This window comes from Agrococcus sp. ARC_14 (genome assembly GCF_022436485.1).
In the GTDB taxonomy this organism is placed as follows: Bacteria; Actinomycetota; Actinomycetes; order Actinomycetales; family Microbacteriaceae; genus Agrococcus.
This window is the reverse complement of record NZ_JAKUDO010000002.1, coordinates 345,381-371,600: the sequence shown is the minus strand read 5'-3', so window position 1 is coordinate 371,600 and position 26,220 is coordinate 345,381. Positions and strand designations below refer to the sequence as shown.

The following is a 26,220-nucleotide window of genomic DNA, read 5'->3' as shown; positions in this document are numbered from 1 at the left end:
CCGCTGCGCGGCCTACTCGACCAGCGGGCGCCGCCTCGCCACCAGCAGGCCAGCGCCCGCGAGCGCCAGCAGCATCGCCAGCAGGGCGATCGTCATCGGACCATCGGCGCCGGTGCGCGGCAGCTCGCCGGCAGCCTGGCCGCCGTCGTCGGCTCCGCCACCGACACCGCCGTCATCCGTGCCACCGTCATCCGTGCCGCCGTCATCGGTGCCGCCGTCGTCGGTGCCATCACCGTCGCCAGGCTCCGTCGGCGGCACGACCGCCTCGCAGGTGCCGGCCGCCACACGCAGCGAGACGCCCTCGTGCGGCGTGTCCGCGATCCAGGCGACGGTCGGCGTGCCCTCGGTGCCCGCATCGCACCAGCGCAGGGCAAGGCCCTCGTTGGTGTAGCCGACCGGCATGGTCGACGGAGCGAGCACATCGCGCTGCACCGTCAGCAGCCCGTCGACGAACGCGAGCTCCGAATGCCGGTTCTCGCACGCCTCGTCGCAGAGCGCCCAGAGCGTGTTGCCGCCGGCCTGCCAGTCGAGGCCCATGACGATCTCGAGCGCCGGGCCGGGCGTGGTGGTCTGCAGGATCGTGATGCTGCCGTCGGCCTCGAGCACGGCCAGGTGCAGCTCGCCGGTCTGCTCGATCGCGAAGGCGAAGACGCCGCCGAAGTGCTCGCCGTATGCGGCGGGCTGATAGGCGGTGCCGGATGCGTCCACGACGCCCAGGCGGGTGGCGTCGGCGTCCGAGATCCACTCGACCGCCTCGATGCCGAGGTTCGCGCCCAGCGCGCCCAGCGCATCCGTCACGTTCCACTCGTGCGTCGTGGTCGATGCCCCGTCGGCGCCGAGCTCGACGCGCAGGATCGACGGGCGGCTGACGCCGCCGAAGGTGTTGTCGCGCTCGGTCGCGACGTAGATCGCGCCGTCGCCGCCGACCGAGATGCCCTCGCCGTCGGGCTGGCCGCTGCCGTCGGCGTAGTGCGGCACCCACGACTCCACGATCGTGAAGAGGCCGTCATCGCCTTCGGCGAGCTCGAAGATCTCGGAGTTGTCGTTGTTGATCGCCCACAGCGTGCCGTCGGCGTCGAAGTCGAGCCCGGACATGTCCTCGCCCCAGGTGTCGACCGCCACGGCGTCGACCACGGTGTCGCCGTACGGCCAGGCCACGGCGTCCACGACGGGCTCCTCGACCTCTGCGCAGTCGTTGACGAGCTCGAAGGTCGCCGTCGCGGCATCCACGAACTCGCCCGTCATGTCAGCGCAGCGGGCATAGCTGACGGCCGCGTGCGCCTCCCACGCGAAGTGGTCGACGACGCTGCCGGATGCGTCGCGCAGCGTCACGCTGTCGCCGCCGCCGAGGCCGAAGTCGGTGTTGTAGGTGCCCTCGGCGTCGGTGATGATCGCTCGGTAGCCGCCTGACTCGATGGTCGTGCCCTCAGGCAGCACGATCGGCTCGTGCTCGGGGTCGGCGTCGACGATCGTCCAGCCGGAGAGGTCGATCGTGTTCACCTGGTCGGTGTTGGCCAGCTCGACCCAGTCGCCGCGCGGGTCGCCGTTCGACTCGACCTCGTTGATGACGATGGGCGAGTCGACGCTGCGCGCGACGTTCGCGGCGCCGCGGGTGGGCTCGGTGTCGCCGAACTCGCCCGTGCCGTCGGGCACGCGGCCCTCGGTGACGGCGTGGTCGGTCCAGGCGTACTCGTCGACGAGGCCCGTGCCGGCTGCCGTGAAGAGGCGGATCTCGTCGTTGCTGCCGAGACCGAAGCCGGCGTCGGTGGCGTTCGACTCGATCACCAGGAAGGCGCCGGGCTCGATGACCGTCCCTGCCGCGATGGGCAGCGCGCTGAGGTCGTCGTCGTCGCGCAGGATCCAGCCGCTCACGTCGACGGCGACATCGCCGGAGTTCGTCAGCTCGACCCAGTCCGGGCCGCCTGTCGCGTCGTCGGACTGCACCTCGTTGATCGCGACGGTCGAGTCGACCGGCTCCACGATCACGACCTCGCGCTCGACGTTCGCGGCGCCGGGCGTCGGCTCGGTGTCGACGAACGCACCCGTGCCGTCGGGCAGCCTGCCCTCGGTGAAGGCGTGATCGGTCCAGCCGTAGGAGTCGATGAGCGTCGTGCCGTCAGCCGCGAAGATGCGGGCCGTGTCGTTCGAGCCGAGGCCGAAGCCATCAGCCCCGGCGTCGGGCTCGATCACGAGGAACGCGCCGGGCTCGAGCATCGTGCCGTCGGCCACGCGCAGATCGCGCTCGTCGTTGTCGTCCTTGACGACCCAGCCGGAGAGGTCGACCGGGTCGAGGCCCGTGTTGAGCAGCTCGATGAAGTCGGGCGCATCGGTGGCGCTGTTCGACTGCACCTCGTTGATGACGATGTCGCTGTCGGCGGCGAAGGCCGCAGGGGCGGTGAGGAGGGAGACTGCCAGTGCCGCTGGGACGGCGGCGGCAAGCATGGCGGTACTGCGTCGGCGCATGGGGGTTCCTTCGATGAGAGGGGTGCCCTCAGCAAACGCGCGCCAGGCATCCGGCAGGTGCCCGACGGGAAACGTCAGGTGAACGACGGATGGCGAGTCCGCGATCCCAGGCACCCACCGTGTCGAAGGGTCAGGTGGTGACGCGGTGCCAGAGATCGGGGTGGTCGACGAAGACGCCCTCGAGCCCGAGCTCGGCGATCAGCAGCCACTCGCGCTGCCAGTCGCCCCATGCAGCCTGGTCCGCTCCGAGCCGATGCTCCGGCTCGAGGAAGGCGTTCTCGGGCCGCAGCGTCCAGGTGATGGTGCCGAGCCCGGCCGCGCGCGCCCGCTCGACCAGGTCGCTCGTGCGCAGCACACCGCCCGCGCGCTCGAACAGCGCGCCCTTCGCGACGCTGATCGCATCGACGCGCTGCGCGAGCGCGGCCAGACCCGCGTCGGTGCGCTGTGCGCGGTAGGTGACGGATGCGTCCTCACGGCCGACGAGGTCGGCTGCGGTCCCGTCCTCGTCCATCAGGTAGACGAGCCGTGCCTCCACGCCCCGCGCGCGCACCTCGTGCAGCACAGTCTCCTCGAAGGACTCGACCACGAGCCTGCCGGGAGCCGTCCAGCCTGTGCCGGCCACGGCATCCGCCAGCATCTCGTCGAGCGGGAAGCCGATCGCGGCGTGGTGGGTGGCGTGCTTGAGCTCGGCCACCACATCGAGCCCGGTGTCGTCGGCGATCGCGAGCAGGTCGGTGAAGCGCAGGATGCCCTCGGCGCCGTCGCGACGCGCGCTCAGCGGGCGCAGCTGCGGCAGTCGTTCGCGGGCGCGGAGCGTGGCGAGCTCGCTCCAGGTGAGGTCTTCCACGAACCAGCCGGTGAGCTCGTGCCCGTCGATGGTCTGGGTGCGGCGGCGGTCGGCGAGCTCGGGGTGGCTGGCGATGTCGGTCGTCTCGCTGAGCTCGTTGTCGTGGCGCACGACGAGCACGCCGTCGCGGCTGGCGACGAGGTCGGGCTCGACGGCGTCGGCACCGAGGCTCGCGGCGAGGCGGATGGCGGTCTCGGTGTGCTCGGGCGCCCAGCCCGAGGCACCGCGGTGGGCGATGAGGCTCGTGGTCTGCACGGCGTCAGGGTAGCGGCGCCGGATGACGTGTGCGCGCAGGGCGAACGGCCAATGATCCACAGCAAAACCATGCACAGAGTCGGTACGCTGACGTCGTCCGCTTTCGCGGCCACCCGATCTCTTGAGGAGCACTCCCTTGGCAGGCAACCCGGCGTTCCGCAACTCGCCCGCGTTCACCGAGAACTCGCAGCGCGCTGCGCAGGCCACCCCCGGTGGGCAGCAGGCGCCCTACGGCCAGCAGCAGCCCTTCGGCCAGCAGCAGTACGGGCAGCAGCCCTACGGCCAGCCGCAGCAGTATGGCCAGCAGCCCTACGGTCAGCAGCAGGGCATCCCCAGCCCCGAGCAGCTGAACCAGCAGTTCAACGCCCCGGCGGCCGGCCCTGTCGAGACCGAGCGGCTCACCTACGACGGCGTGATCATGAAGACAGGCCTCACGCTCGGCGTGACGGCGCTCGGCTTCATCGTGACGCTCGGCATGCTGCTCATGACCGGCACGTCGATGCCCTTCTACGTGCTCACCTACGGCGGCGCGCTCGTCGGCTTCGTGCTGGCGCTCGTCAACATCTTCAAGAAGGAGCCGAGCCCCGCGCTCGTGCTCGCCTACGCCGGCGCACAGGGCCTCTTCCTCGGTGGGTTCTCGGGCCTGCTCGAGTTCGGCATGGGCCTCGACGGCATCATCTTCCAGGCGCTGATCGCCACCGCATGCGTGATCGCGGCGACGCTCGGGCTGTACGCCTTCCGCATCGTGCGCACCTCGCCCAAGATGAACAAGATCTTCTTCATCGTGCTGATCGGCTACGGGCTCTTCTCCCTGGTCAACTTCGGCATGATGCTCTTCGGCGCGACGGGCGACCTCGCCTTCGGCATGCGCTCGGCACCGAGCCCGCTCTTCGGCATTCCGTGGGGCGTGCTCCTCGGTGGCCTGGCCGTGCTGCTCGGCGCCTACTCGCTCGTGATGGACTTCGAGGGCATCGAGCTGGGCGTGAAGCGCGGCGTGCACAAGAAGTACGGCTGGTCGGCGGCCTTCGGCCTGACGATGACGATCATCTGGCTCTACGTCGAGATCCTCCGCATCATCGCGATCGTGCGAGGCAACAACTAGGACGCGGAGCGATCCTACGGACGAAGGGCCCTGGCATCTGCCGGGGCCCTTCGTCCGTCCGCGCCGCTACTGCTCCCGGCTCGAGAGCACGCAGAACTCGTTGCCGTCGATGTCGGCGAGCACCGTCCACGAGACATCCGGCCCCTGACCGACGTCGATGCGCGTCGCCCCGAGCGACTCCAGGCGAGCGATCTCTGCGTCGCGATCGTCGCTCGTGTGCGGCGCGAGATCCATGTGGATGCGGTTCTTCGTCTGCTTCTCGTGGTCGACGCGCACGAACACGAGCCCTGGCGGCACCTGCTCGAAGCGCAGCGTCGGCTGCAGCTCCGCCGCCCACTTCGGGATCAGCACGACCTCGTCATCGGCGTCGAAGGCGATCTGCCAGTCGAGCACCTCGGCCCACCAGCGGGCCAGCCTGGAGACATCCGTCGTCTCGATCACGTTCGAATACCAGCGCAGCGCCATCGCGGCCTCCTCGGTCGGTGCGGCCAACGCTACGCCCGGCCGACCTCGCCCGCGAGGCCGCGCATCCGCGCTCCCCCTCGCCGCAGAGCACGAGCGCCCCGCCTCCCCTGCGGGGTGACGGGGCGCTGCTGCTGCGTCGCGCGCGCTGTCAGCTGATGACGGCGGCCGACTCGTCGTGCGCGGCGGCATCCTTCGGCGGGCGCCGCGACCAGAACGACGCAAGCAGGGCGCCCGAGACGTTGTGCCAGACCGAGAAGATCGCGGCGGGCAGCGCGGCCTCCGGCGTGAAGTGGGTGCGCGCGAGGCCTGCGGCGAGACCCGAGTTCTGCATGCCGACCTCGATCGCCACAGCGCGCCGGGCCGAGGTGTCGAGCCCGACCGACTTGGCGGCCAGGAAGCCGAGGCCGTAGCCGATGCCGTTGTGCAGGATGACCACGAGCACCACGAGCAGCCCCACCGACAGTATGGTCGCGGCCGAGCCCGCGACCACGGCCAGCACGACGAGCGTGATGCCGGTGACGGAGACGAGCGGCAGCCAGGGCAGGATCGCCTGCACGAGCTTCGGCAGCAGCAGTCGCAGCACCACGCCGGCGATCACCGGCAGCAGCACGATGAAGATGATCGACTGGAACAGTCCCCAGGCGTCGACCGGCAGGTACGAGCCCGCGAGCCACAGCACCAGCAGCGGCGTCAGCACCGGCGCGAGCAGCGTGGAGGCGGTGGTCATCGCGACCGAGAGTGCCGTGTCGCCCTTGGCGAGGTAGACCATCACGTTCGACGAGGTGCCGCCGGGCGCGGAGCCGACGAGCACGACGCCGACGAGCAGCGCGGGCGGCAGCTGGAAGGCGAGCGCCAGGGCGATGGCCGTCAGCGGCATGATCACGTACTGCGCCACGATGCCGATGAGGAACGCCTTCGGCTTCTTGGCGATGACCTTGAAGTCGACCGGCTGCAGCGTCAGGCCCATGCCGAGCATGATGATGCCCAGCAGCGTGTTGATCCATGGTCCGAGCGGCAGGAACAGCTGCGGCATGACGATCGCGATCGCGCCGGCGATGAGCACGACGAGCGGGAACCAGGTGCCTGCGATGCGCCCGATGCGCTCGCCGACGGGTGTGGTGCTGGACATGTCAGACCTCTTTCATTGCTGTCTGATAGCGAAGCACATCGCGCATGCCCGAACGGACAGGCTCGCTCAGCGGTCGAGCTGCGCCAGCGCGTCCTCGAGCGCCACCCAGGCGAGCATCGCGCACTTCACCCGCATCGGGAACTTCGCGACGCCGGCGAACGCGACGGCGTCGCCCAGCAGCTGCTCGTCGGGCTCCACCGTGCCGCGCGAGCGCAGCAGCTCCCGCAGCGCCTCGATCCGCTCCCGCACCTCGGCCACGGTGAGCCCCGGCGCCTCCTCCGCGAGCACCGACGCCGAGGCCTGCGAGATCGAGCAGCCCTGCCCGACCCATCCCAGCGCATCCACGCGTGCCTCGTCACCGGTGACGTCCAGGCGCACGCGCAGCCGGATCTCGTCGCCGCACGTGGGGTTGCGCAGGAAGCGCTCGGCGTCGAAGGGCTCGATCTCCCCCTCGCCCGAACGGCGCTTCGAGTGCTCGAGGATGAGCTCCTGGTAGAGCCCCGCCAGCGGATCGGCCATCAGGCTGCCCCGAAGTAGGCGCGCACGCCCGAGAGCACGTCGAGGAAGTGGTCGACCTCTGCCTCTGTCGTGTACAGGTAGGCGGATGCGCGGGTCGTCGCGGCCACGCCGAGGCGGCGGTGCAGCGGCTGCGCGCAGTGGTGCCCGACCCGCGCGGCGATGCCCTGCGCATCGAGCACCTGGCCGGCGTCGTGGGCGTGCACGCCGTCGACGATGACGCTCGCGATGCCGGCGCGCTCGACGCCGGGAGGCGGGCCGACCAGGCGGATGCCGTCGATCGAGGCCGCACCGGCCGCGAGCCGCTCGCCGAGCGCGAGCTCGTGCGCCGAGATCGCCAGCATGCCGACGGCCTCGAGGTAGTCGACCGCGGCGGCGAGCCCGACGATCGAGGCGACCGGCTGCGTGCCTGCCTCGAACTTCTGCGGCGGGGGCAGGAACTCCCGCTCGGTCATCGTGACGGTCGTGATCATGGAGCCGCCGACGCGGGCAGGCGGGAGCGCCTCGCCCAGCGCCTCTGCCAGGTAGAGCACGCCGATGCCGCCGGGGCCGAGCATCTTGTGGCTCGAGAACGCCGCGGCGTCGACGCCCAGCGCACGGAGGTCCACCGGGCGATGCGGCACGGACTGGCACGCGTCGAGCACCACGAGCGCGCCGACGGCATGCGCTGCGGCCACGATCTGCTCGACGGGCGCGATGAGCCCCGTGACGTTCGAGATGTGCGCGAGGGCGACCACCCTGGTGCGCTCCGTGATCAGCGCGAGCGCGGCATCCGCCGTCCACACGCCGTCGTCGTCGACCTCCACCCAGCGCAGCGTCGCGCCGGTCTCGTCGGCGAGGCGCTGCCAGGGCAGCAGGTTGGCGTGGTGCTCGGCCTCGGTGATGAGGATCTCGTCGCCCTCGCGGATGCTGAGGCTCGGGTCGGTGCTGTCGGCCCGGTTGGCCTCGGCGAGCGAGAGCGCGACGCTGTTGAGCGCGTCGGTGGCGTTCATCGCCCACGAGATCTCGGTCGGCCGGGCGCCGACGAAGCGGGCGAGCGACACGCGCGCCTGCTCGTAGTCGTCGGTCGCGAGCCCCGCGAGCGTGTGCGCGCCGCGGTGCACGGCGGCGTTGCGCTGCGTGCGGAAGGCCCACTCGGCCTCGAGCACCTGGCGGGGCTGCTGGCTCGTGGCACCGGAGTCGAGATAGACGAGCGGCACGTCCGCCGGACGTTCGGCCAGGATCGGGAAGTCAGCGCGCAGCTGCTGGATGCGCTCCTCGGTCAGGGCGGTCTGGGTCGCGGTCGTCACCCATCCAGGGTAGTAGCCCTCCCGATCACCCCCATATGCGCGCTTGTCACCCGCCGTCACGGCGAGGTCGACCTCGGCATATGTGCACCTGAGCGTGCAGTCGCGCGCAGCGTGCAGCCCGACCACCGCTCAGGCGTACATCTGCCGAGCGAGTCCAGAGCTCAGCGTCCGGCCGCGGCGCGGGCCAGCAGCACGGCGCGCTCGCGCGCGTTGTCGGTGCGCTCGGCGGCCTCGGTGAAGGCTGCGCTCGCCTCCTCGTCGCGACCGAGCCGCGCCAGCAGCTCGCCCCGCACCGAAGGCAGCAGGTGGCCGATCGCGAGCACCTTCTCACCCGCAAGGCCGTCGACGATCGCGAGTGCGGCCGCGGGGCCGCCATTCGGCCCGGGTGCCATCGACACCGCGACCGCACGGTTCAGCGTCACGATCGGCGAGGACGCGATCTGCTCGAGCCCCTCGTAGGCCGCGACGATGCGCAGCCAGTCGGTCGAGCCGACGTCGGATGCGTCGGCATGCGTCTCGGCGATCGCCGCCTGGAGGGCGTACGGGCCGAAGCCGCGACCGAACGACGCCGCTCGCGCCAGCGATGCCTTGCCACGTCGGATCGCGGCACGATCCCAGCGACGGCGATCCTGGTCGGCGAGCAGCACGGGCTCGCCCTGCGCGTCGACGCGCGCGGAGAATCGCGCGGCGGTGAGCTCGAGCAGCGCGAGCAGGCCGTGCACCTCGGGCTCGTCGGGTTGCAGGGCGGCGAGGACGCGCGTGAGACGGATGGCCTCGCGGCTGAGACCCGGGCGCATCCAGTCGTCGCCCGCGGTGGCCGTGTGCCCCTCGGTGAAGATCAGGTAGAGCACGCCCAGCACCGCGCTCAGCCGCTGCTGCCGCTCGGCGCGCGGCGGCGTCTCGAACGGCACCTGCGCGTCGGCGAGCGCCTGCTTGGCGCGCACGATCCGCTGCTGGATCGTCGCCACCGGCGCCAGGAAGGCGCGGGCGATCTCTGCGGTCTCGAGCCCCGCGACGACCCGCAGCGTCAGCGCGACGCGAGCCTGCTGGCTGAGCACCGGGTGGCAGGCGGTGAACACGAGCCGCAGCACATCGTCGTCGATCTCGTCCGGATCCCACGGCACCGCATCCGCTGCCTGGTGCTGCTCGCGCTCGAGGTCGAGCCCCATCGCCTCGATTCGGTCAGCGAAGCGCTCCTGCCGCCGCCAGCCGTCGATCGCCTTGCGCTTGGCCACCGAGGTGAGCCAGGCCGCGCCGTTGCGGGGCGCGCCCTGCGCCGGCCACTGGGCCAACGCATCCGTCAACGCATCCTGTGCGAGGTCCTCCGCGAGCGCGAAGTCGCCGGTGTAGCGGGTGAGCGTCGCCACGATGCGTGCAGACTCGATGCGCCAGACGGCGACGACGGCGCGCCGGGCGGATTCCTCCGCTCGGCGCGCCGTCTCGTCGCCCGCTGCCTCAGCCAGCGCTGCCGCCCGGTGCCTTCGCGGCCTGCTTGGCCGCCTGCTCCTCGCGCCAGCCCTCTTCCTTCTGCACCCATTCGTTGTCGGCCGGGAAGTCCTCCGGCCCGGTCACGCGGCGCACCTCGAGCTGGGCCCCGGGGCCGAGCGGGCAGCGCTTCGCCCACTCTGCGGCCTCCTCCTTCGAGGCGACCTCGAGGATCCAGAAGCCGTTGAAGAGCTCCTTGGTCTCGCCGTAGGGGCCGTCGGTGACGAGCGGCGGGTCGGCCGTGAAGTCGACGACGAAGCCCTCGCTCGCATCGCTCAGGCCCTCGCCTGCGATGAGCACGCCGGCCTCCATCAGCGACTCGTTGTACTTCCCCATCGCCTCGATGATCTGCTCGAAGGGGATCTCCTGGTACGCCGCGACTGCCTCGTCGTTCGAGCGCATGATGAGCATGTACTGCATGATCTGACTCCTTGTGTGCGGGGGCCGCTGCTCGACCCTCTCACTCAAGACGTCGATCGGGAATCCCCTCGATCGACATCGCGGCAGACTTTTCTCGAGAACTTCTCCGAGGCTCGCTTCAGCGCGTTCTCGGAGCCGCCGCCGCGAGGTACCAGGCAGCGCCGATGACGCCTGCTGCGATGAGCCCGGTCGAGAGCGTGCCGAGGCTCGAGAGCACCGCTGCGACCAGCAGCAGCGCGAGCGCCAGCACCACCAGCGCGCCGGCGAGCCTGCCCGCCAGGCCGCGGGCGCGCATCCGCAGCCCCGCCGCTGCCGCGACCCCTGCGACGGCCATCGTGATCGCGGCGGGCAGCGCGTGCTCGGCCCAGAGCGCGACTCGGCCCTCGCCTGCGAGCACGCCTTCGGCGTCGGCGACGGATGCGTCCCACCACAGGGCCGCACACAGCACGAGGGCGGGCATGACGGCAAGCGGCCCCGCGGTGGCGAGCAGCCCGGCGTGCGCGCTCGGACGCTGCCAGCTCGCGGTGACGACCAGGAGCGCGCCAGCCATCGCGAACGCGCCGAGCACGACGGTCGCGATCGCGGGCACCAGCAGCGCCATCCCGTCGGAGCAGGTCCACGCCGCACGGCCGCCGCCGGTCGCCGCGACCGTGCAGCCGAAGCGCAGCGAGCCCTGCAACCAGCGCGCGGCAGAGAGCCCGGTGAGCAGGGCGCCGGCGAACCCGATGAGCAGCATCCACAGTGCCGCTGCGCGGGCCGCGTACTCCGGCCCCCGCTCCCCCGTCATGCCGCCATCCTCTCGCGTGCCCGCCGCCATCCGCCTCGCCCCACCCCGCGAGCGCTGGTCGCGTGCGTCGCGGGGTGTCGAGTTATGACGAAGTCCGGATGCCCTTGCGGCATCCGGACTTCGTCATTGTTTGAGCTGAGGAGCGACGCACGCGACCAGCGCGCTACACCGCTACTCCCACTCGATCGTCCCCGGCGGCTTCGACGTCACGTCGAGTACGACCCGGTTGATCTCGGCGACCTCGTTGGTGATGCGGTTCGAGATGCGGGCGAGCACGTCGTAGGGCACGCGGGTCCAGTCAGCGGTCATGGCGTCCTCCGAGGAGACCGGGCGCAGCACGACCGGGTGTCCGTAGGTGCGGCCGTCACCCTGGACGCCGACCGATCGCACGTCAGCGAGCAGCACGACGGGGCACTGCCAGATCTCCCCGTCGAGACCGGCGGCCGTGAGCTCAGCGCGAGCGATCGCATCCGCTCGCCGCAGGATGTCGAGCCGCTCCTCGGTGACCTCTCCGATGATGCGGATGCCCAGGCCGGGACCAGGGAAGGGCTGGCGGCCGACGATGACCTCCGGCAGGCCGAGCTCGCGGCCGATGGCGCGCACCTCGTCCTTGAACAGGGCGCGCAGCGGCTCGATGAGCTGGAACTGCAGGTCCTCGGGCAGGCCGCCGACGTTGTGGTGGCTCTTGATGTTGGCAGTGCCGGTGCCGCCGCCCGACTCGACGACGTCGGGGTAGAGCGTGCCCTGCACGAGCCAGCGGATCGGCTCGCCGTCGGCCGCCGCCTCCGCCGCCAGGTCACGCTCTGCCTGCTCGAACGCGCGGATGAACTCGCGGCCGATGATCTTGCGCTTCGTCTCCGGGTCGGTCACGCCGGCGAGCGCCGACATGAACCGCTCGCGCGCGTCGACGGTCACGAGCCGCACGCCGGTGGAGGCGACGTAGTCCTGCTCGACCTGCTCGCGCTCGTCCTGGCGCAGCAGCCCGTGGTCGACGAAGATGCACACGAGCTGGTCGCCGACCGCCTCGTGCACGAGTGCCGCCGCGACCGCCGAGTCGACGCCGCCCGAGAGGCCGCAGATGACGCGGTCGGTGCCGACCTGCTCGCGGATGCGCGCGACCTGCTCCTCGATGATCGAGCCCGAGTCCCAGTCGCCCGGGAGCCCCGCGATGTCGTGCAGGAACGACTCGAGCACGCGCTGGCCGTGCTCGGAGTGCCTGACCTCCGGGTGCCACTGCACGCCGGCCAGCTTCCTGGCGCGATCCTCGAAGGCCGCGACCGGGGTGTCAGCGGTCGTCGCGAGCACCGTGAAGCCCTCCGGAGCCTGCGAGACCGAGTCGCCGTGGCTCATCCACACCGTCTGCGTGCCGGGCTGGCCATCCAGCAGCGCGCCCGCCGCATCCACCGTCATCGCCGTCGAGCCGTATTCGCGCCTGCCGGTCTGCGCGACCGTGCCGCCGAGCTGCGCGGCCATCACCTGGAAGCCGTAGCAGATGCCGAAGGTCGGGATGCCGAGCTCGAGGATGCCCTCGTCGAGCCGGGGCGCGCCCTCTGCGTAGACGCTCGAGGGGCCGCCGGAGAGCACGATCGCCGCGGGATCCTTGGCGCGCACCTCGTCGGCCGTGATGGTCGATGGCACGATCTCGCTGTAGACGTCGGCCTCGCGCACGCGTCGCGCGATGAGCTGCGCATACTGCGCGCCGAAGTCGACAACGAGCACGGGCCGCTGAGCGGTGTCGGACATCAGGACTCCCTGGGCGATGCGGTGGCGGATGCGTCGACCTGCGTGGCCGAGGACCTGGCGGCCTTCTCGGCCTCCAGTCGTGTGAGGTCGGCGACGGCGATGCGGTGCATCGGGCGCTCGACGAAGAAGGAGAGGAAGGGCACGACGCCGCCGAGCGCCATGGCGAGCAGGCGCTTGAAGGGCCAGCGGAGCAGGCTCCAGAGCCGGAAGCTGGCGAACAGGTAGACGACGTAGATCCAGCCGTGCACGATCAGGATCGCGAGCGAGATGTTGAAGCCGTCGCCGAGGGAGGCGATCTCGCAGCCCATGCCGCCGGGCACGAAGAGCGAGAACCACTGGCAGCCGACGCCGGGGACGACCGCCTCGAGCGAGAGCGGGCCGCTCGAGCCGAACGCGAAGACCTCGACATGCGTGGGCGAGTACTTCAGCACCATCTCAGCGACCAGCAGCAGCAGGAAGGCTCCCGTCACCCACGACATGACGCGGTAGAACGGGATCGCCGAGCGGATCTGAGGCAGCTGTTCGATGGGGCGTGGCACGGCATCCAGTCTATCGACGGTCCGCGGCCGCCTCGGCGTCCTCGATCGCCTCGACCTCGCGCTCGAGCGCATCCTTCACGAGCCGGTACCAGAGGTAGAAGGCGAACAGCATGAACGCGACCCACTCGATCGCGTAGAAGACGTTGAGCCAGTTGAGCTGCGTGTCGGTGACGGGCCGCATCGACACGATCGGCTCCGCCCCATCGACCAGGGCGCCGGATGCGGCTGCCGACGGCTGATCGAGGATGGCGTACGACCCGTAGACCAGGCCGTTGTAGTCCTGCCACTCGTTGATGAGCGCAGCGACCGACATCGCCTCGGTCGCGCCGGTCTGGATGTCGCCCTGGGTGGGCGCCTCGGTGGGCATCAGCCTCCCGACCAGGTCGACCTCGGCATCCGACGTGGCGAGCTCGGCGACGAGCCGCTCGGCAGCGGCGGCCTCGGCGAACCACGACAGCGCGACAGGCAGCGACACCGGCCCAGCGGACTCGCTGCCGGGCGGCGCGACGAGCAGCCGGCCGATGACCCACGTGCCGGTCCGCCCCTCCTGCGAGCGGCCGGCGAGCGTGTCGAAGTCCTCGGGCACCCAGGTGCCGCTGAAGGAGACCATGCGACCGCCCGCCTCGGTCGTCAGGGTCGAGGTCGGCTGGGCGACGGTCTCGAGCGGCACGGCCGTCTCGGTGTCGCGCTCGTCGCTCTGGCCCTGCTCGACAGCACGCTCGATCTGCCATTGTCCGAGCACCGCGAAGACCGCGGCGACGAGCAGGCAGAGCGCGAGCACGGCGATCCACTTCGGGCGCGTGGCGACCTGCTTGAAGGTGGGGAGGGGGGTGCTCATGGGCGCCTGCAGTCTATCGGCGCCCGGGCGCACCTTCGCTCGTCGAGCAGGCACCGAAGGTGCCGTATCGAGACGATCCGTGGCGTCTCGATACGCGGCCTGCGGCCGACGAGCGTGGGCGCGACCGCTCCTCGACGAACGTGGAGCGCGGTCGCTCCGCTCAGGCCGCCGGCTCCGGCCGCGTCCTCACCGTGTCTGCCGTCGGCAGCGCGCTCAGCGGCACGATGTCGGGCGCCTCGAGGCGTGCGCGGTCGGCCGACTCGTCGTCGGGCAGCTCCTGGCTCTGCAGCTCGGCGGCGACGCGCTTGTTGTAGGTGTTGACCTCCTGCTCGACCCGAGCGTCGTCCCAACCGAGCGCATCCGCCATGATCCTCGCGGCGACCGGAGCTGCCGCGACGCCGCGATCCCAGGCCTCGATCGAGATGCGGGTGCGACGGGCGAGCACGTCGTCGAGGTGCAGCGCACCCTCGTGGGTGCAGGCGTAGCGCACCTCTGCGCCGATGTAGTCGTCGGCGCCGGGCAGCGGCTCGGCGAGCGACTCGTCCTTGCGGATCATGTCGAGCAGCTCGTCGGTGAGCACGCCGTAGCGGTTCAGCAGGTGCTCGACGCGGTGCTTGTGCAGACCGAACGCGCGAGCGATCTTGGCCCGCTTGTTCCAGGCGGCCTTGTAGCCCTCCGCGCCCAGCAGCGGGATGTCGGCGGTGCACGACTCGGGCACCTTGCCGTCGATCGAGGTCGCGACCTCGTCGATCGCATCCTTCGCCATCACGCGGTAGGTGGTGAACTTGCCGCCCGCGATGATCACGAGGCCTGGCACCGTGTGGCCGACGTGGTGTTCGCGCGAGAGCTTCGCGGTCGAGCCACCGTCGCCCGCGGACAGCAGCGGGCGCAGGCCTGCGTAGACGCCCTCGACGTCGGCGCGCGTGAGCTTCGTGGAGAGCACCCGGTTGACGTTGTCGAGGATGTAGTCGATGTCGGCGGCGGTCGCGGCCGGGTGCGCCTTGTCGAGCTGCCAGTCGGTGTCGGTGGTGCCGACGATCCAGTGGCGGCCCCACGGGATGACGAACAGCACGCTCTTCTCGGTGCGAAGGATCATGCCCATCGTCGAGTGGAATCGGTCGCGCGGGATGACGAGGTGCACGCCCTTCGAGGCACGCACCTTGATCTCGCCGCGAGCGCCGACCATGGCCTGCGTGTCGCCCGTCCAGACGCCGGTGGCGTTCACGACCTGCTTCGCGCGGATCTCGAACTGCTCGCCGGTCTCGTAGTCGTGCGCCTGCACGCCGACGACGCGCTCGCCCACCTTGAGGAAGCCCTCCGCGCGCACACGGCTGGCGACGTGGGCGCCGTAGAAGGATGCGGTGCGCGCGACCGTGGCGACGTAGCGCGCGTCATCCATCTGCGCGTCGTAGTACGCCAATCCGCCGATCACCTTGTCGGTGTCGAGGGAGGGGATCTCCTTCTGGAGGCGCTTCTTCGAGAGGTGGCGGTGCAGCGGCACGCCGGGCTTCATGAAGCCGGTGTAGCTGAACGCGTCGTACATCGCCATGCCTGCGCCGATGTAGGCGCGCTCGATGATCGGCTTCTCGAGCGGGTAGAGGAACTGCACCGGCTTCACCAGGTGCGGTGCGAGCCGCTGCAGCAGCAGGCCGCGCTCGATCAGCGCTTCACGCACGAGCTCGAAGTTCATCTGCTCGAGGTAGCGGATGCCGCCGTGGACGAGCTTCGACGAGCGGCTCGAGGTGCCGGATGCGAAGTCGCGCGCCTCGATGAGGCCGACGCGCAGGCCGCGGGTGACGGCGTCGAGGGCCACGCCCGCGCCGACGATGCCGCCGCCGATCACGAGCACGTCGACCTCGCGGTCGCGCATCGACGCGATCGCCGCCGCGCGCTCCTCGGGGCCGAGCTTCCTCGACCGACTCACGTTGTTGGTGGTCTCAGCCATGGATCCTCCTTCAGTGCGCCGCCTTCGAGGCGGTAGATCTAGCGCGGCGGGTTCGCTTCGACGACCACGTCGATCCGCTGGAACTCCTTGAGATCCTTGTAGCCGGTGGTCGACATGGCCTTGCGGAGCGCGCCCATGATGTTCGCCGAGCCGTCTGCGACGGGCGACGGGCCGTTCAGCACCACCTCGAGCTGGCCGACCTGCTCGACCTGCACGCGGTTGCCGCGCGGCAGCTTCTGGTTGTGCGCCTCCGGGCCCCAGTGCCAGCCGCGGCCGGGGGCATCCGTCGCTCGGGCGAGCGCCGTGCCGAGCATCACGCCGTCAGCGCCGCAGGCGAGTGCCTTGACGACCTGGCCGGAGGTGCCGAGCGAGCCGTCGGCGATGACGTGCACGTAGCGGCCACCCGACTCGTCGAGGTAGTCGCGGCGGGCGGCGGCGACGTCGCTGACGGCGGTCGCCATGGGTGCCGCGACGCCGAGCACGCGCTCGCTCGTGGAGGCGGCCCCGCCCCCGAAGCCGACGAGCACGCCAGCCGCGCCGGTGCGCATGAGGTGCAGCGCCGCCGTGTAGGTGACGACGCCGCCGACCACGACGGGCACGTCGAGTTCGTAGATGAACTGCTTGAGGTTGAGCGGCGTGCCGGCCTCTGCCGAGACGTGCTCGGCGCTCACGGTCGCGCCGCGGATGACCATCAAGTCGATGCCGGCGGCGAGCACGGTCTCGTAGTGCTGCTGCACGGCCTGCGGGCTGAGGCTGCCGGAGACCACGACGCCCGCCTCGCGCACCTGCGCAAGCCGGTCGCGGATGAGCTCTGGCTTGATCGGCTCCGCGTAGATCTCGCGCATGCGGCCGGTCGCCTCGTCGCTGGGCAGCTTGGCGATCTCGGCGAGCAGCGGCTCGGGGTCGTCGTAGCGCGTCCAGACGCCCTCGAGGTTGAGCACTCCGAGGCCACCTGCGCGACCGAGCGCGATCGCGGTCGCGGGACTCATCACCGAGTCGGTGGGTGCGCCCATCACCGGGATGTCGAACTTGAACGCGTCGATCTGCCACTGCAGCGAGACCAGGTCGCTGTCGCGCGTGCGGCGCGAGGGGACGATGCTGATGTCGTCGAAGCCATAGCCCATGCGGGCGCGCTTGCTGCGGCCGATCTCGATCTCCGTCACGCTGTCAGCCTATCGTCGCCAAGCCTCGACGCCGCTCAGGTTGGGCGGCGCCGAGGCTCAGGACCGGTGAGTCATGCATGGGGCGCTGGGCGCCAGAGCACGCTGGTCGACAGCTTCAGAGCACGCTCTTGATCCGCAGCAGCGCCGCCTCGAGCTCGTGCCGCACGGTCGCCGACGTCGCGGTCGTCATGTGCTCCCCGCGGTCGCGCCGCACCGCCTCGCGCACCTGCTGCCGGAAGTCGCTGAGCGCGAGGTCGATGTCGTGCACCGCCATGCGAGCCGCGGCCTTCGTGGCCGTGTGCGACGCATCCGCGGTCTCCGACTGCGGCGGCACGGGCGGCGTCCACGGGTTGGCGAAGGGGGCGGATGCGTCGGTGCCGGATGCGTCGGCCCTGGCGGGCGCATCGGCCCACGCGGGGTCGGCTGCTGGTGCGCTCTGCGGCGCGGGCGCGCTCTTGGTGCCCGATCCCCGCGAGGGCCGCGCTGTGGACCGCGCGTCGCGCTCGGCCTCCGCAAGGTCGGCGCGCAGCGCCTGCATGGCCGACTTCACGCCTTGCCGCACATCCGAGGCCATGCGACGCACCGAATCCGTGATCTCGCTCTCGAGCGTGTGCAGCTCACCGTCGCGCTCGCGCAGCTCGGCCCTGCCTGCGTCGGTGATCGCGTAGGTGACCTTGCGCCCGTCGACGCTCTTGGTCACCAGCCCCTCCTCCTCGAGCTTCGACAGCCGCGGATAGATGGTGCCGGCGCTGGGCGAGTAGGTGCCGCCGAAGCGGTGCTCGAGCGCCTGCATGAGCTCGTAGCCGTGGCGCGGGGCCTCGGCGAGCAGGCTCAGCAGGTAGAGGCGCAGCGCGCCATGGCCGAAGACGGGGCTCATGCGCCCCTCCCTGCGGCGTCGCGGTGCACGACGGTGACGTCGCCGGAGACCGTGCTGGCGCTGAAGTCGAACGCGTTCGCGCCGTCGATCGTCTCGCGACCGCCGCGCTTGGGCATGGCGACGCCGGCGATGGAGCCTCGGCCGGAGACCGTGTGCGTGCTGGCGCGCACGCCCTGGCCGGCATCGAGCCGCACGGTGACGTCGCCGGAGACCGAGTTGGTCGTGATGCTGCGGGGCGAGCCGTGCACGTCGAGCAGCACCTCGCCGCTGACGGTGTCGACGGCGACGCGGTCGAGCGCGCCCGACGCCGTCACGTCTGCCGAGACGCCGTGCACCGAGAGCCTGCCGGTGCCGCCGGAGACCTCGAGGTCGCCAGAGACCGTGTTGAGGTCGAGCTCGCCCTCGTGCGACTCGATCTGGATCCCGCCGGAGACCGTGCTGAGGCTGGCGCGCGAGCGCAGCCCGGTGACGAGGGCGGATGCGCTGACCTGGCCCAGCGACAGCGCCACGTGCCTGGGCACGACGATGCTCAGCTCGACCTTGGCGCGCACGCCGACGAGGGCCTTCACCGACTCCCAGACGTCGTCCCAGGAGACCTTCGGGTGCGAGATCGACAGGCGCCCCTGCTCGAGGGTGACCGTGAGGTCGCGGCCCTCGACGCGGTGCACCTCGACCCGCGCGGTCGGCTCGTCGTGGCCGACGATGTCGACGCTGCCGCCGACGATGCCGACGCGGAGTGCCGTCACCGCATCCAGGTCGATGACCCGGCTCTGCCCCTCGCCGATCGTCCAGCGCTCGGTGATGGTGTCGGCGCCCGAAGCTCCGGCGCCCGAAGCGCTGCGCGGCTTGCTGTCGTTCGATGCGTCGGCGCCAGTGCCGCCGCTGCACCCATCCGCTGCGGCGCCTGCGGCACCATCCCACTGCTCATCCATGACTTTTCCTCCACCTGGCGTGGCGCCCAGCGCGACCACTACTCGCGATATATCGCGTCTTCGAACACACGATATATCGCGTCTGCGCCGACCGCAAGCCCTGCGTGCATCCCCGCTCGCCACCCGCTCGCCACCCGCTCGCGCGCCGAGTGGGGCGCTTCTGCACCAGTGGGGCTGGCACGCCAGCCCCACTCATGCGCACGAGCCCCAGTCGGCCACAGCGGGCGGCGCGCAGCGAGCGGCGGGCGGCGGGCGGCCTGCCCACCGCGAGCGTGCGCTCACCGCGTGTCCTCCACAGCTCCACGCGCGGCGCGAACGCCGCACATCCCCGCTGCGCCATCGTGCGCACATGGCGATCGAACTGCTGCCCTCCGATGCCGACAGCCCGATGCGGCACCGCCTCGACCCGACCCTGCACCGCATCCGTCGGGGCGCCTATGTCGACCGTGCCGCCTACGAGGCGACTCCGGTGCACGATCGCCACGAGTTGCAGGTGCGTGCTGTCGCTGCCGCGCGCCCGGCTGCCGTGTTCGCCCGCGAGTCGGCGCTCGCGCTCGCGCGCCTGCCCCACGGCAGGCCAGCGAACGTCTTCACGATCGGTGCCCCCACTGCTTCGGGCCGCCGAGGCGGTGTCGTCGCGTCGCGGGAGGCGATCGGCGACGACGACATCGTGCTCGAGGACGGCATCGCCCGCTGCGCTCCTGCCTTCGCGCTCGCGCACCTCGCGCGCGTCGGCAAGCAGGCGGATGCCGTGGGCGCGCTCTATGCAGCGCTCCGGCTGCAGCTGGTCACGAAGGATCAGGTGGCGGATGCGCTCGGTCGCCAGGGCCCACGCGGCCGTCGCCGAGCGGAGTGGGTGATCGCATTCGCCGATCCGCTGTCGCAATCGGTCGGCGAGTCCTGGAGCCGCGTGGCGATCCACCGGATCGGCGCTCCGCCGCCGCGGCTGCAGGTGCGGATCGTCACGCGCCTCGGCGTCCGTTTCCCCGACTTCCTCTGGGAGCGGGCGGGCATGCGCCCGCTGGGCGGCGAGTTCGACGGCGCGGCGAAGTACGGGGTGATCGCCGACGCGAACGGCGTGCAGCCGGTCGACGCAGTCATCGAAGAGAAGCGGCGCGACGATGCGCTGCGCGAGCACATCGACACGCTGCACTGGATGTGGGCGGAGGCGCAACGCCCCGAGCGCCTGCGCGACATGCTGTCACGCCACCACCTGCCGGTGCTCAGCAGGCTGCTCCCCGGCTGGTGACGCGGCAGCACCAGCCACTGGGGCACTTGCGCATGAGTGGGGCCTGCGTCCCGGCCCCACTCATGCGCAAGCGCCCCACTCGGGTGGGGCCGCGCGAGCGAGCCAGCGCGGTTGAGACCGCGTGGGCGAGTCAGCGGCGGCACTCGGGCGGGTGCGCGCCAGCGGGCCAGCTGGTCAGCGCCGGTAGTTCGGCGCCTCCACGACCATCTGGATGTCGTGCGGGTGCGACTCCTTGAGCCCGGCTGCGGTGATCTGCACGAAGCGACCCTTCTGCTGCAGCTCCTCGATCGTGCGCGCGCCGGTGTAGAACATCGACTGCCGCAGGCCGCCGACGAGCTGGTACGCCACCGAGCCGAGCGGGCCGCGGTAGGGCACCTGGCCCTCGATGCCCTCGGCGATGAGCTGCTCGTCGCTGGGGACGTCGGCCTGGAAGTAGCGGTCGCGCGAGTAGGCCGTCTTCTTGCCGCGCGTCTGCATCGCGCCGAGCGAGCCCATGCCGCGGTAGGTCTTGAACTGCTTGCCGTTCACGAGCACGAGGTCGCCGGGGCTCTCGTTCGTGCCGGCGAGCAGCGAGCCGAGCATGACCGACGAGCCGCCGGCCACGAGCGCCTTGGCGATGTCGCCCGAGTACTGCAGTCCGCCGTCGGCGATGATCGGGATGTCGGTGCCGGCGTCGTGCGCGGCACGTGCTGCGTCGTAGATGGCCGAGACCTGCGGCACGCCGACTCCCGAGACGACGCGGGTGGTGCAGATCGAGCCGGGCCCGACGCCAACCTTCACGGCATCGACGCCCGCCTCGATGAGCGCCGCAGCGCCCTCGTAGGTCGCGACGTTGCCGCCGATGATGTCGATCTCGTCGAAGCGCGCGTCTCCCTTGAGCTGCGTGACCATGTCGAGCACGCCCTGGCTCTCGCCGTTGGCCGTGTCGACCACGATCACGTCGACGCCGGCCTCCGCGAGCGCCACGGCCCGCTCGAAGGCGTCGCCGAAGAAGCCGATCGCTGCGCCGACCCGGAGGCGACCGTGCGCATCCTTCGTCGCGTTGGGATACTGCTCGACCTTGTCGAAGTCCTTCACGGTGATGAGGCCGCCGAGGCGCCCCTGCTCGTCGACGAGCGGCAGCTTCTCGAGCTTCGTCTGCTCGAAGATCTTGAAGGCCGACTCGCGATCGATGCCGATCGGTGCCGTCTTCAGCGGCGACGGCGTCATGATGTCGCGCACGAGCGTGGTGGCGAACTCCTCACGCGGCACGAAGCGCATGTCGCGGTTGGTGACGATGCCCACCAGCACGTTGTCCGCATCGACCACCGGCAGGCCGGAGACCTTGAACTCGCCGCAGATGCGGTCGACCTCTTCGATGGTCGCGTCGGCGTGCGTCGTGACCGGATCGGTGATCATGCCGGACTCCGAGCGCTTCACGCGGTCGACCATCCCTGCCTGGTCCTCGATCGAGAGGTTGCGATGCATGATGCCGATGCCGCCCTGGCGAGCCATCGCGATCGCCATGCGATCTTCGGTGACCGTATCCATGGCGCTCGACACGAGCGGGATGGACAGTCGGATGCGGCGGGAGAGCCGGGTGCCGGTGTCGGCCTCGCTCGGAATCACATCCGTGCGGCCGGGCAGGAGCATGACGTCGTCGTAGGTCAGGCCGATCGGGCCGAACGGATTGCGCATTTCCATCGCTCTCATCGTATCTATTCGGTAACGGTCCCGCGGCATCCTGGTGAATTGACCTCCGCTGGCGCCGAAATGGACTCGGAGCGGCCGATCGCGCCGCTACTGTGTCACCACCGATGTAACGGGCACGGCGCACACGGCATTCCCAGATGCCCCGCTGCCGCACAACATGGAGGACATGTGAAGACGTCCAGCAGACCTCGACGGGGAGGGCTGCGGCGAGCGATCGCCGTTGCCGTTGCCGTCATGGGAATGGTCGCAGGTGGCGCCGCTGCGGCCACCGCGGCAGACCTTCCCGCGACAGACCAGCCCGGCGCCTATTCCTACAGCGGCACCATCCGCGACGCCGGCGAGCCACTCGAGGGCGTCGAGATCACCGTCTCGGGCAACGGCGTCGACGAGACGACGGCGACGGATGCGGAGGGCCGGTGGTCGATCGCAGTCGCCGAGCCGGGCACCTACACGGTCTCGATCGACACGGCGACGCTGCCAGACGGCGTGACGCTCCGCGACGCGTCGTTCGAGAGCCGGGAGTTCCCCATCGGCGCCTCGACCTCGGTCGGCGTGCTGTTCCCCTTCGCTGCTGCCGGCGACACCGGCGGTGACTCCGGTGGCGACACCGGCACCGGCTCCGAGGGCAACACCGGCACGGGCGGCAACACCGGAACGGGCGGCGACACCGGCACAGGCGCCCAGCCAGGCACCGACGCCGGAGCCGACCCGACGGGGGCCGCGACCGGCACCCGCGACAACAGCTTCGGTTCGCTCCTGCTGGCACGCACCATCTCCGGCCTCAGCTTCGGCCTGCTGCTGGCGCTCGCCGCGATCGGCATCACGCTCATCTTCGGCACCACCGGGGTCAACAACTTCGCGCACGGCGAGATGCTGACGTTCGGCGGCGTCATCTTCTACGTCACGACAACGCTCGTCAACTGGCCGGTGTGGATCGCTGTGGTGGTGACGCTCGTGGCCTCCGCGGCGCTCGGCTGGGCGCACGACTGGGCGATCTTCAAGCCGCTGCGAAAGCGGGGCGTCGGTCTCGTGCAGGTCTTGATCGTGACGATCGGCCTCTCGATCGCGCTGCGCTACTTCTTCCAGTTCTTGATCGGCGGCGGCACTGAGGGCCTCTCGGTCTCGCGCGGCGCCATCGTCGAGGTCGGGCCCGTGTTCATGACCACAGCTGACCTGGTCAGCATGGCGATCGCCATCGTGGTGCTGATCGGCGTCGGGTTCTTCCTCACCAGGACGCGCATCGGCAAGGCCACGCGGGCAGTGAGCGACAATGCCTCGCTCGCTGCTGCATCCGGCATCGACGTCGATAAGGTCATCCGCATCGTGTGGGTGCTCGCCGGCCTCCTCACCGGTGGTGCGGGCATCCTCTACACCTACTTCATCGGCTCCAACATCAAATGGGACGTGGGCTTCACGATCCTGCTGCTGCTGTTCGCAGGTGTCACGCTCGGTGGCCTCGGAAGCGCCTTCGGCGCACTCGTCGGAGCCGTGGTCATCGGTCTCGTGACCGAGATCTCGACGATCTTCATCGCACCCGACCTGCGCTACGCGATCGCGCTGCTGGTGCTCATCCTCGTGCTGCTGTTCCGACCGCAGGGCATCCTCGGTCGCAGGGAAAGGATCGGCTGACATGGATCTCGCCGCCATCTTCAACAGCGCCCTCGGGGAGATCCTCTCCCCGACCACGGCCGCCTTCGCCCTGGCCACCATCGGGCTGAACATCCACTTCGGCTACTCCGGGCTCCTGAACTTCGGGCAGGCAGGCTTCATGGCTGTCGGCGCCTACGCGTTCGCGATCTTCACGATGATGGTCGACCCGACCGCGACGCTCGGCTGGCCGGTGTGGCTGTCGTTCCTGGCCGCCATCGTGGCTGCCGTCATCGCGTCGGTGATCTTCGGCCTGATCCTCGGCATCCCGACGCTGCGGCTGCGTGGCGACTACCTCGCCATCGTGACGATCGCCGCCGCTGAGATCATCCGCTTCACCGTCCGCACGCAGGACCTCACCGCGATCACCGGCGGCTCGCAGGGCTTGCGCGGCCAGGACTACAAGGGCGACATCGACGCGCTCAACCCGCTCACCGGCAGCACCTACGGCTTCGGTCCGTGGACGGCGACCGCCTACGACACCTGGGTGCGCATCATCGCCTGGTCGCTCGTGATCGTCGCGCTCGTCGTCGTCTGGCTGCTGATGCGCAGCCCCTGGGGTCGCGTCATCAAGGGCATCCGAGAAGACGAGGACGCGGTGCGCTCGCTCGGCAAGAACGTCTACAGCTACAAGATGCAGGCGCTCGTGCTCGGCGGCGTCATGGGTGGTCTCGCAGGCGTGATGTACGTGCTGCCACGAGCGGTGCAGCCCGACAACTTCGCCACCACGATGACGTTCTACATCTGGACCGCCCTGCTGCTGGGCGGCGCCGCGACCGTGTTCGGCCCATTGATCGGTTCGATCCTGTTCTGGGTGCTGCTGTCGCTCACGGGCGGCATCCTCACCGGGCTGCAGGCGATCGGTGCCTTCGGCGAGATGTCCGGCACCCAGGCCGGCCAGCTGCGCTTCGTGATCGTCGGGCTCGCGCTCATGGCGCTGGTCGTATTCAGACCGCAAGGCATCCTGGGCAACAAGAAGGAGCTCTCGTTCCATGTCTGAGACCATCACTCCCCCGACCACGCATCCGCTCGTCGACGGGCAGGTCGCACCCGGCTGCAAGAAGGTCGACCCGATCGTCGTCGCCGACGGCGTCATCCGGCAGTTCGGCGGTCTCACGGCCGTCGACGTCGAGCACGTCGAGATCCCGCGTGGCGCCATCACGGCGCTCATCGGCCCGAACGGTGCAGGCAAGACGACCTTCTTCAACCTGCTCACCGGCTTCGACCGCCCCAACAAGGGCACCTGGGCGTTCGAGGGGCAGTCGCTCGCGCACGTGCCCAGCCACAAGGTCGCTCGCCGCGGCATGGTGCGCACGTTCCAGCTGACGAAGTCGCTCGGCCGCCTGACCGTGCTGCAGAACATGCTGCTCGGCGCGCGCGACCAGCGCGGCGAAGGCATCTTCGCTGCGCTCATCAAGCCGCTCTGGAAGGCGCAGGAGGCGGCCAACATCATCAGGGCCGACAACCTGCTCGCGCGATTCCAGCTGGACGCCAAGCGCGAGGACTACGCGGCATCCCTCTCGGGCGGCCAGCGCAAGCTGCTTGAGATGGCGCGGGCGCTCATGAGCGAGCCGACGCTCGTCATGCTCGACGAGCCGATGGCCGGCGTCAACCCGGCCTTGACGCAATCGCTGCTCGACCACGTCCGAGGCCTCAAGGACGACGGCATGACCGTGCTGTTCGTCGAGCACGACATGCACATGGTGCGCCACATCTCCGACTGGGTGATCGTGATGGCCGAGGGCAAGATCGTCGCCGAGGGTCCACCGGAGACGATCATGCAGAACAAGGCCGTCGTCGACGCCTACCTCGGCGCCCACCACGACACCGACCTCGGCACGCTGACCAACCAGCAGGTCGCGCAGATCCACCAAGACGCGGAGGGGGAAGTACCCATCGATCCCGACGACACCACCGCCCGCGATGAGACGACGGATGCGCGGGCCGAGTCGACGACGGACACGGACGACCAGAAGGGCCAGCGATGACCACGACCCCCGTCCTCGAGACGAAGGATCTCGTCGCCGGCTACCTGCCCGGCGTCAACATCCTCAACGGCTGCTCGATCGTGGCGAACCAGGGCGACCTGATCGGCATCATCGGTCCGAACGGTGCCGGCAAGTCGACGCTGCTGAAGGCCGTCTTCGGTCAGGTGCACGTGCGCGGCGGCGAGATCCTGCTCCACGGCGAGGACATCACCGGGCTCAAGGCCAACAAGCTCGTCGGCAAGGGCGTCGGGATGGTGCCGCAGAACAACAACGTGTTCCCCTCCCTCACGATCGAGGAGAACCTCGAGATGGGGCTCTTCCAGGCACCCAAGCTGTTCAGAGAGCGCTTCGAGTTCGTCGGCGCGCTCTTCCCCGAGCTGGTGAAGCGGCGCAAGCAGCGCGCCGGCAGCCTCTCTGGCGGTGAGCGGCAGATGGTCGCGATGGGCCGCGCCCTCATGATGGACCCGGCCGTGCTGCTGCTCGACGAGCCGAGCGCGGGTCTGAGCCCCGTGCGCCAGGACGAGACGTTCCTGCGCGTGGCCGAGATCAACAGCCACGGCGTCACGATCGTGATGGTCGAGCAGAACGCTCGCCGCTGCCTGCAGATCGCGCACCGCGCCTACGTGCTCGACCATGGCACGGATGCATACACGGGCACGGGCCGCGAGATGTTGAACGACCCGAAGGTCATCCAGCTCTATCTCGGCACGCTCGCGACCGACGTCGAGGAGAAGGCACGCACCGAGGCGCAGCCGGTCGTGGAGCCGAAGGCGGAGTAGCCGACAGGCATTGCTGAGGGCCCCCGCTGGTGGAGAGCGGGGGCCCTTCGCTGTGCGCGCGCTCAGCAGG

At 70.5% G+C, this 26,220-nt stretch carries 22 protein-coding genes and 1 pseudogene; 6 read left to right on the top strand and 17 right to left on the bottom strand.

What is annotated here, in order from left to right:
* Window positions 1-12 precede the first annotated feature (12 nt).
* Both MKD51_RS15065 and MKD51_RS15060 read right to left on the bottom strand, forming a co-directional pair.
* The gene (locus MKD51_RS15065) at window positions 13-2,463 is read right to left on the bottom strand and encodes a lamin tail domain-containing protein (RefSeq protein WP_240241298.1); all 2,451 of its coding nucleotides are present in this window, start codon (window positions 2,461-2,463) and stop codon (window positions 13-15) included.
* Window positions 2,464-2,593: 130 nt separating this feature from the next.
* Window positions 2,594-3,565 (bottom strand): glycerophosphodiester phosphodiesterase family protein, encoded by a 972-nt coding sequence (locus MKD51_RS15060; protein ID WP_240241297.1) that lies wholly within the window; start codon window positions 3,563-3,565, stop codon window positions 2,594-2,596.
* A gap of 136 nt (window positions 3,566-3,701) precedes the next feature.
* Here MKD51_RS15060 and MKD51_RS15055 point away from each other — a divergent pair, with 136 nt between their 5' ends.
* Window positions 3,702-4,667, top strand: coding sequence for a Bax inhibitor-1/YccA family protein (locus tag MKD51_RS15055; RefSeq protein ID WP_240241296.1), 966 nt, complete (start codon window positions 3,702-3,704; stop codon window positions 4,665-4,667).
* Window positions 4,668-4,733: 66 nt separating this feature from the next.
* Here MKD51_RS15055 and MKD51_RS15050 read toward each other — a convergent pair whose 3' ends face one another.
* The 14 genes and pseudogenes from MKD51_RS15050 to MKD51_RS14985 form a co-directional block, all read right to left on the bottom strand.
* Window positions 4,734-5,132, bottom strand: coding sequence for a VOC family protein (locus MKD51_RS15050; RefSeq protein WP_240241295.1), 399 nt, complete (start codon window positions 5,130-5,132; stop codon window positions 4,734-4,736).
* Between the two features lie 148 nt (window positions 5,133-5,280).
* Window positions 5,281-6,261, bottom strand: coding sequence for a bile acid:sodium symporter family protein (locus tag MKD51_RS15045; RefSeq protein ID WP_240241294.1), 981 nt, complete (start codon window positions 6,259-6,261; stop codon window positions 5,281-5,283).
* A gap of 66 nt (window positions 6,262-6,327) precedes the next feature.
* Window positions 6,328-6,780 (bottom strand): Fe-S cluster assembly sulfur transfer protein SufU, encoded by a 453-nt coding sequence (gene sufU / locus MKD51_RS15040; RefSeq protein ID WP_240241293.1) that lies wholly within the window; start codon window positions 6,778-6,780, stop codon window positions 6,328-6,330.
* Window positions 6,780-8,066, bottom strand: coding sequence for a SufS family cysteine desulfurase (locus tag MKD51_RS15035; protein ID WP_240241292.1), 1,287 nt, complete (start codon window positions 8,064-8,066; stop codon window positions 6,780-6,782). Before MKD51_RS15035 ends, sufU begins: the two co-directional genes overlap by 1 nt.
* Window positions 8,067-8,227: 161 nt before the next feature.
* Window positions 8,228-9,433 (bottom strand): DUF6596 domain-containing protein, encoded by a 1,206-nt coding sequence (locus MKD51_RS15030; protein ID WP_240241291.1) that lies wholly within the window; start codon window positions 9,431-9,433, stop codon window positions 8,228-8,230.
* 88 nt (window positions 9,434-9,521) lie between these two features.
* A complete protein-coding gene (locus MKD51_RS15025) occupies window positions 9,522-9,971 on the bottom strand; it encodes a YciI family protein (RefSeq protein ID WP_240241290.1) in 450 nt (149 codons plus the stop codon).
* A gap of 118 nt (window positions 9,972-10,089) precedes the next feature.
* Window positions 10,090-10,758: a hypothetical protein gene (locus MKD51_RS15020; RefSeq protein WP_240241289.1), complete on the bottom strand. Its 669-nt coding sequence runs from the start codon at window positions 10,756-10,758 to the stop codon at window positions 10,090-10,092.
* Window positions 10,759-10,929: 171 nt separating this feature from the next.
* The gene (gene guaA / locus MKD51_RS15015) at window positions 10,930-12,501 is read right to left on the bottom strand and encodes a glutamine-hydrolyzing GMP synthase (RefSeq protein ID WP_240241288.1); all 1,572 of its coding nucleotides are present in this window, start codon (window positions 12,499-12,501) and stop codon (window positions 10,930-10,932) included.
* Entirely contained in the window at window positions 12,501-13,040 is a 540-nt protein-coding gene (locus MKD51_RS15010; RefSeq protein ID WP_240241287.1) for a DUF3817 domain-containing protein, read from the bottom strand. Before MKD51_RS15010 ends, guaA begins: the two co-directional genes overlap by 1 nt.
* Window positions 13,041-13,050: 10 nt before the next feature.
* Entirely contained in the window at window positions 13,051-13,878 is an 828-nt protein-coding gene (locus tag MKD51_RS15005) for an SURF1 family cytochrome oxidase biogenesis protein (RefSeq protein ID WP_240241286.1), read from the bottom strand.
* 160 nt (window positions 13,879-14,038) lie between these two features.
* Window positions 14,039-15,823 (bottom strand): glycerol-3-phosphate dehydrogenase/oxidase, encoded by a 1,785-nt coding sequence (locus tag MKD51_RS15000; RefSeq protein ID WP_240241285.1) that lies wholly within the window; start codon window positions 15,821-15,823, stop codon window positions 14,039-14,041.
* 38 nt (window positions 15,824-15,861) lie between these two features.
* Window positions 15,862-16,986 carry a GuaB3 family IMP dehydrogenase-related protein gene (locus tag MKD51_RS14995; RefSeq protein WP_346986734.1) on the bottom strand — a complete coding sequence of 375 codons (1,125 nt, stop codon included), beginning with the start codon at window positions 16,984-16,986 and terminating at the stop codon, window positions 15,862-15,864.
* A 490-nt stretch (window positions 16,987-17,476) separates the two neighbouring features.
* Window positions 17,477-17,863, bottom strand: a pseudogene (locus tag MKD51_RS14990) (PadR family transcriptional regulator); the annotation flags it as partial.
* Entirely contained in the window at window positions 17,860-18,795 is a 936-nt protein-coding gene (locus MKD51_RS14985; RefSeq protein WP_240241284.1) for a DUF4097 domain-containing protein, read from the bottom strand. The pseudogene MKD51_RS14990 and the gene MKD51_RS14985, both read right to left, overlap by 4 nt.
* A 349-nt stretch (window positions 18,796-19,144) precedes the next feature.
* Between MKD51_RS14985 and MKD51_RS14980 the strand changes: the two genes are divergently transcribed.
* On the top strand, window positions 19,145-20,044 hold the full coding sequence (locus MKD51_RS14980) for a hypothetical protein (protein ID WP_240241283.1): 900 nt from the start codon (window positions 19,145-19,147) through the stop codon (window positions 20,042-20,044).
* Window positions 20,045-20,218: 174 nt separating this feature from the next.
* On the opposite strand, the gene guaB is transcribed toward MKD51_RS14980, so the two are convergent.
* The gene (guaB, locus tag MKD51_RS14975; RefSeq protein WP_240241282.1) at window positions 20,219-21,727 is read right to left on the bottom strand and encodes an IMP dehydrogenase; all 1,509 of its coding nucleotides are present in this window, start codon (window positions 21,725-21,727) and stop codon (window positions 20,219-20,221) included.
* A gap of 243 nt (window positions 21,728-21,970) precedes the next feature.
* Between guaB and MKD51_RS14970 the strand changes: the two genes are divergently transcribed.
* The 4 genes from MKD51_RS14970 to MKD51_RS14955 are packed head-to-tail and all read left to right on the top strand — an operon-like array spanning window position 21,971 to window position 26,150.
* A complete protein-coding gene (locus MKD51_RS14970) occupies window positions 21,971-23,365 on the top strand; it encodes a branched-chain amino acid ABC transporter permease (RefSeq protein WP_240241281.1) in 1,395 nt (464 codons plus the stop codon).
* Between the two features lies 1 nt (window position 23,366).
* Complete coding sequence (locus MKD51_RS14965; protein WP_240241280.1) at window positions 23,367-24,383, top strand: branched-chain amino acid ABC transporter permease; 1,017 nt, start codon at window positions 23,367-23,369, stop codon at window positions 24,381-24,383.
* Window positions 24,376-25,371 carry an ABC transporter ATP-binding protein gene (locus MKD51_RS14960; RefSeq protein WP_240241279.1) on the top strand — a complete coding sequence of 332 codons (996 nt, stop codon included), beginning with the start codon at window positions 24,376-24,378 and terminating at the stop codon, window positions 25,369-25,371. The genes MKD51_RS14965 and MKD51_RS14960 overlap by 8 nt, the downstream gene beginning before the upstream one ends.
* Complete coding sequence (locus tag MKD51_RS14955; protein WP_240241278.1) at window positions 25,368-26,150, top strand: ABC transporter ATP-binding protein; 783 nt, start codon at window positions 25,368-25,370, stop codon at window positions 26,148-26,150. The genes MKD51_RS14960 and MKD51_RS14955 overlap by 4 nt, the downstream gene beginning before the upstream one ends.
* Window positions 26,151-26,220 lie beyond the last annotated feature (70 nt).

What these genes read in the sequence shown, in the direction of transcription:
- MKD51_RS15065 (WP_240241298.1), bottom strand. Translation starts at nt 2,463, where the DNA reads ATGCGCCGACGCAGTACCGCCATGCTTGCCGCCGCCGTCCCAGCGGCA.
- MKD51_RS15050 (WP_240241295.1), bottom strand. Translation starts at nt 5,132, where the DNA reads ATGGCGCTGCGCTGGTATTCGAACGTGATCGAGACGACGGATGTCTCC.
- MKD51_RS15045 (WP_240241294.1), bottom strand. Translation starts at nt 6,261, where the DNA reads ATGTCCAGCACCACACCCGTCGGCGAGCGCATCGGGCGCATCGCAGGC.
- sufU (WP_240241293.1), bottom strand. Translation starts at nt 6,780, where the DNA reads ATGGCCGATCCGCTGGCGGGGCTCTACCAGGAGCTCATCCTCGAGCAC.
- MKD51_RS15025 (WP_240241290.1), bottom strand. Translation starts at nt 9,971, where the DNA reads ATGCAGTACATGCTCATCATGCGCTCGAACGACGAGGCAGTCGCGGCG.
- MKD51_RS15020 (WP_240241289.1), bottom strand. Translation starts at nt 10,758, where the DNA reads ATGACGGGGGAGCGGGGGCCGGAGTACGCGGCCCGCGCAGCGGCACTG.
- guaA (WP_240241288.1), bottom strand. Translation starts at nt 12,501, where the DNA reads ATGTCCGACACCGCTCAGCGGCCCGTGCTCGTTGTCGACTTCGGCGCG.
- MKD51_RS15005 (WP_240241286.1), bottom strand. Translation starts at nt 13,878, where the DNA reads ATGAGCACCCCCCTCCCCACCTTCAAGCAGGTCGCCACGCGCCCGAAG.
- MKD51_RS15000 (WP_240241285.1), bottom strand. Translation starts at nt 15,823, where the DNA reads ATGGCTGAGACCACCAACAACGTGAGTCGGTCGAGGAAGCTCGGCCCC.
- MKD51_RS14985 (WP_240241284.1), bottom strand. Translation starts at nt 18,795, where the DNA reads ATGGATGAGCAGTGGGATGGTGCCGCAGGCGCCGCAGCGGATGGGTGC.
- MKD51_RS14980 (WP_240241283.1), top strand. Translation starts at nt 19,145, where the DNA reads ATGGCGATCGAACTGCTGCCCTCCGATGCCGACAGCCCGATGCGGCAC.
- guaB (WP_240241282.1), bottom strand. Translation starts at nt 21,727, where the DNA reads ATGGAAATGCGCAATCCGTTCGGCCCGATCGGCCTGACCTACGACGAC.
- MKD51_RS14970 (WP_240241281.1), top strand. Translation starts at nt 21,971, where the DNA reads ATGGGAATGGTCGCAGGTGGCGCCGCTGCGGCCACCGCGGCAGACCTT.
- MKD51_RS14965 (WP_240241280.1), top strand. Translation starts at nt 23,367, where the DNA reads ATGGATCTCGCCGCCATCTTCAACAGCGCCCTCGGGGAGATCCTCTCC.
- MKD51_RS14960 (WP_240241279.1), top strand. Translation starts at nt 24,376, where the DNA reads ATGTCTGAGACCATCACTCCCCCGACCACGCATCCGCTCGTCGACGGG.
- MKD51_RS14955 (WP_240241278.1), top strand. Translation starts at nt 25,368, where the DNA reads ATGACCACGACCCCCGTCCTCGAGACGAAGGATCTCGTCGCCGGCTAC.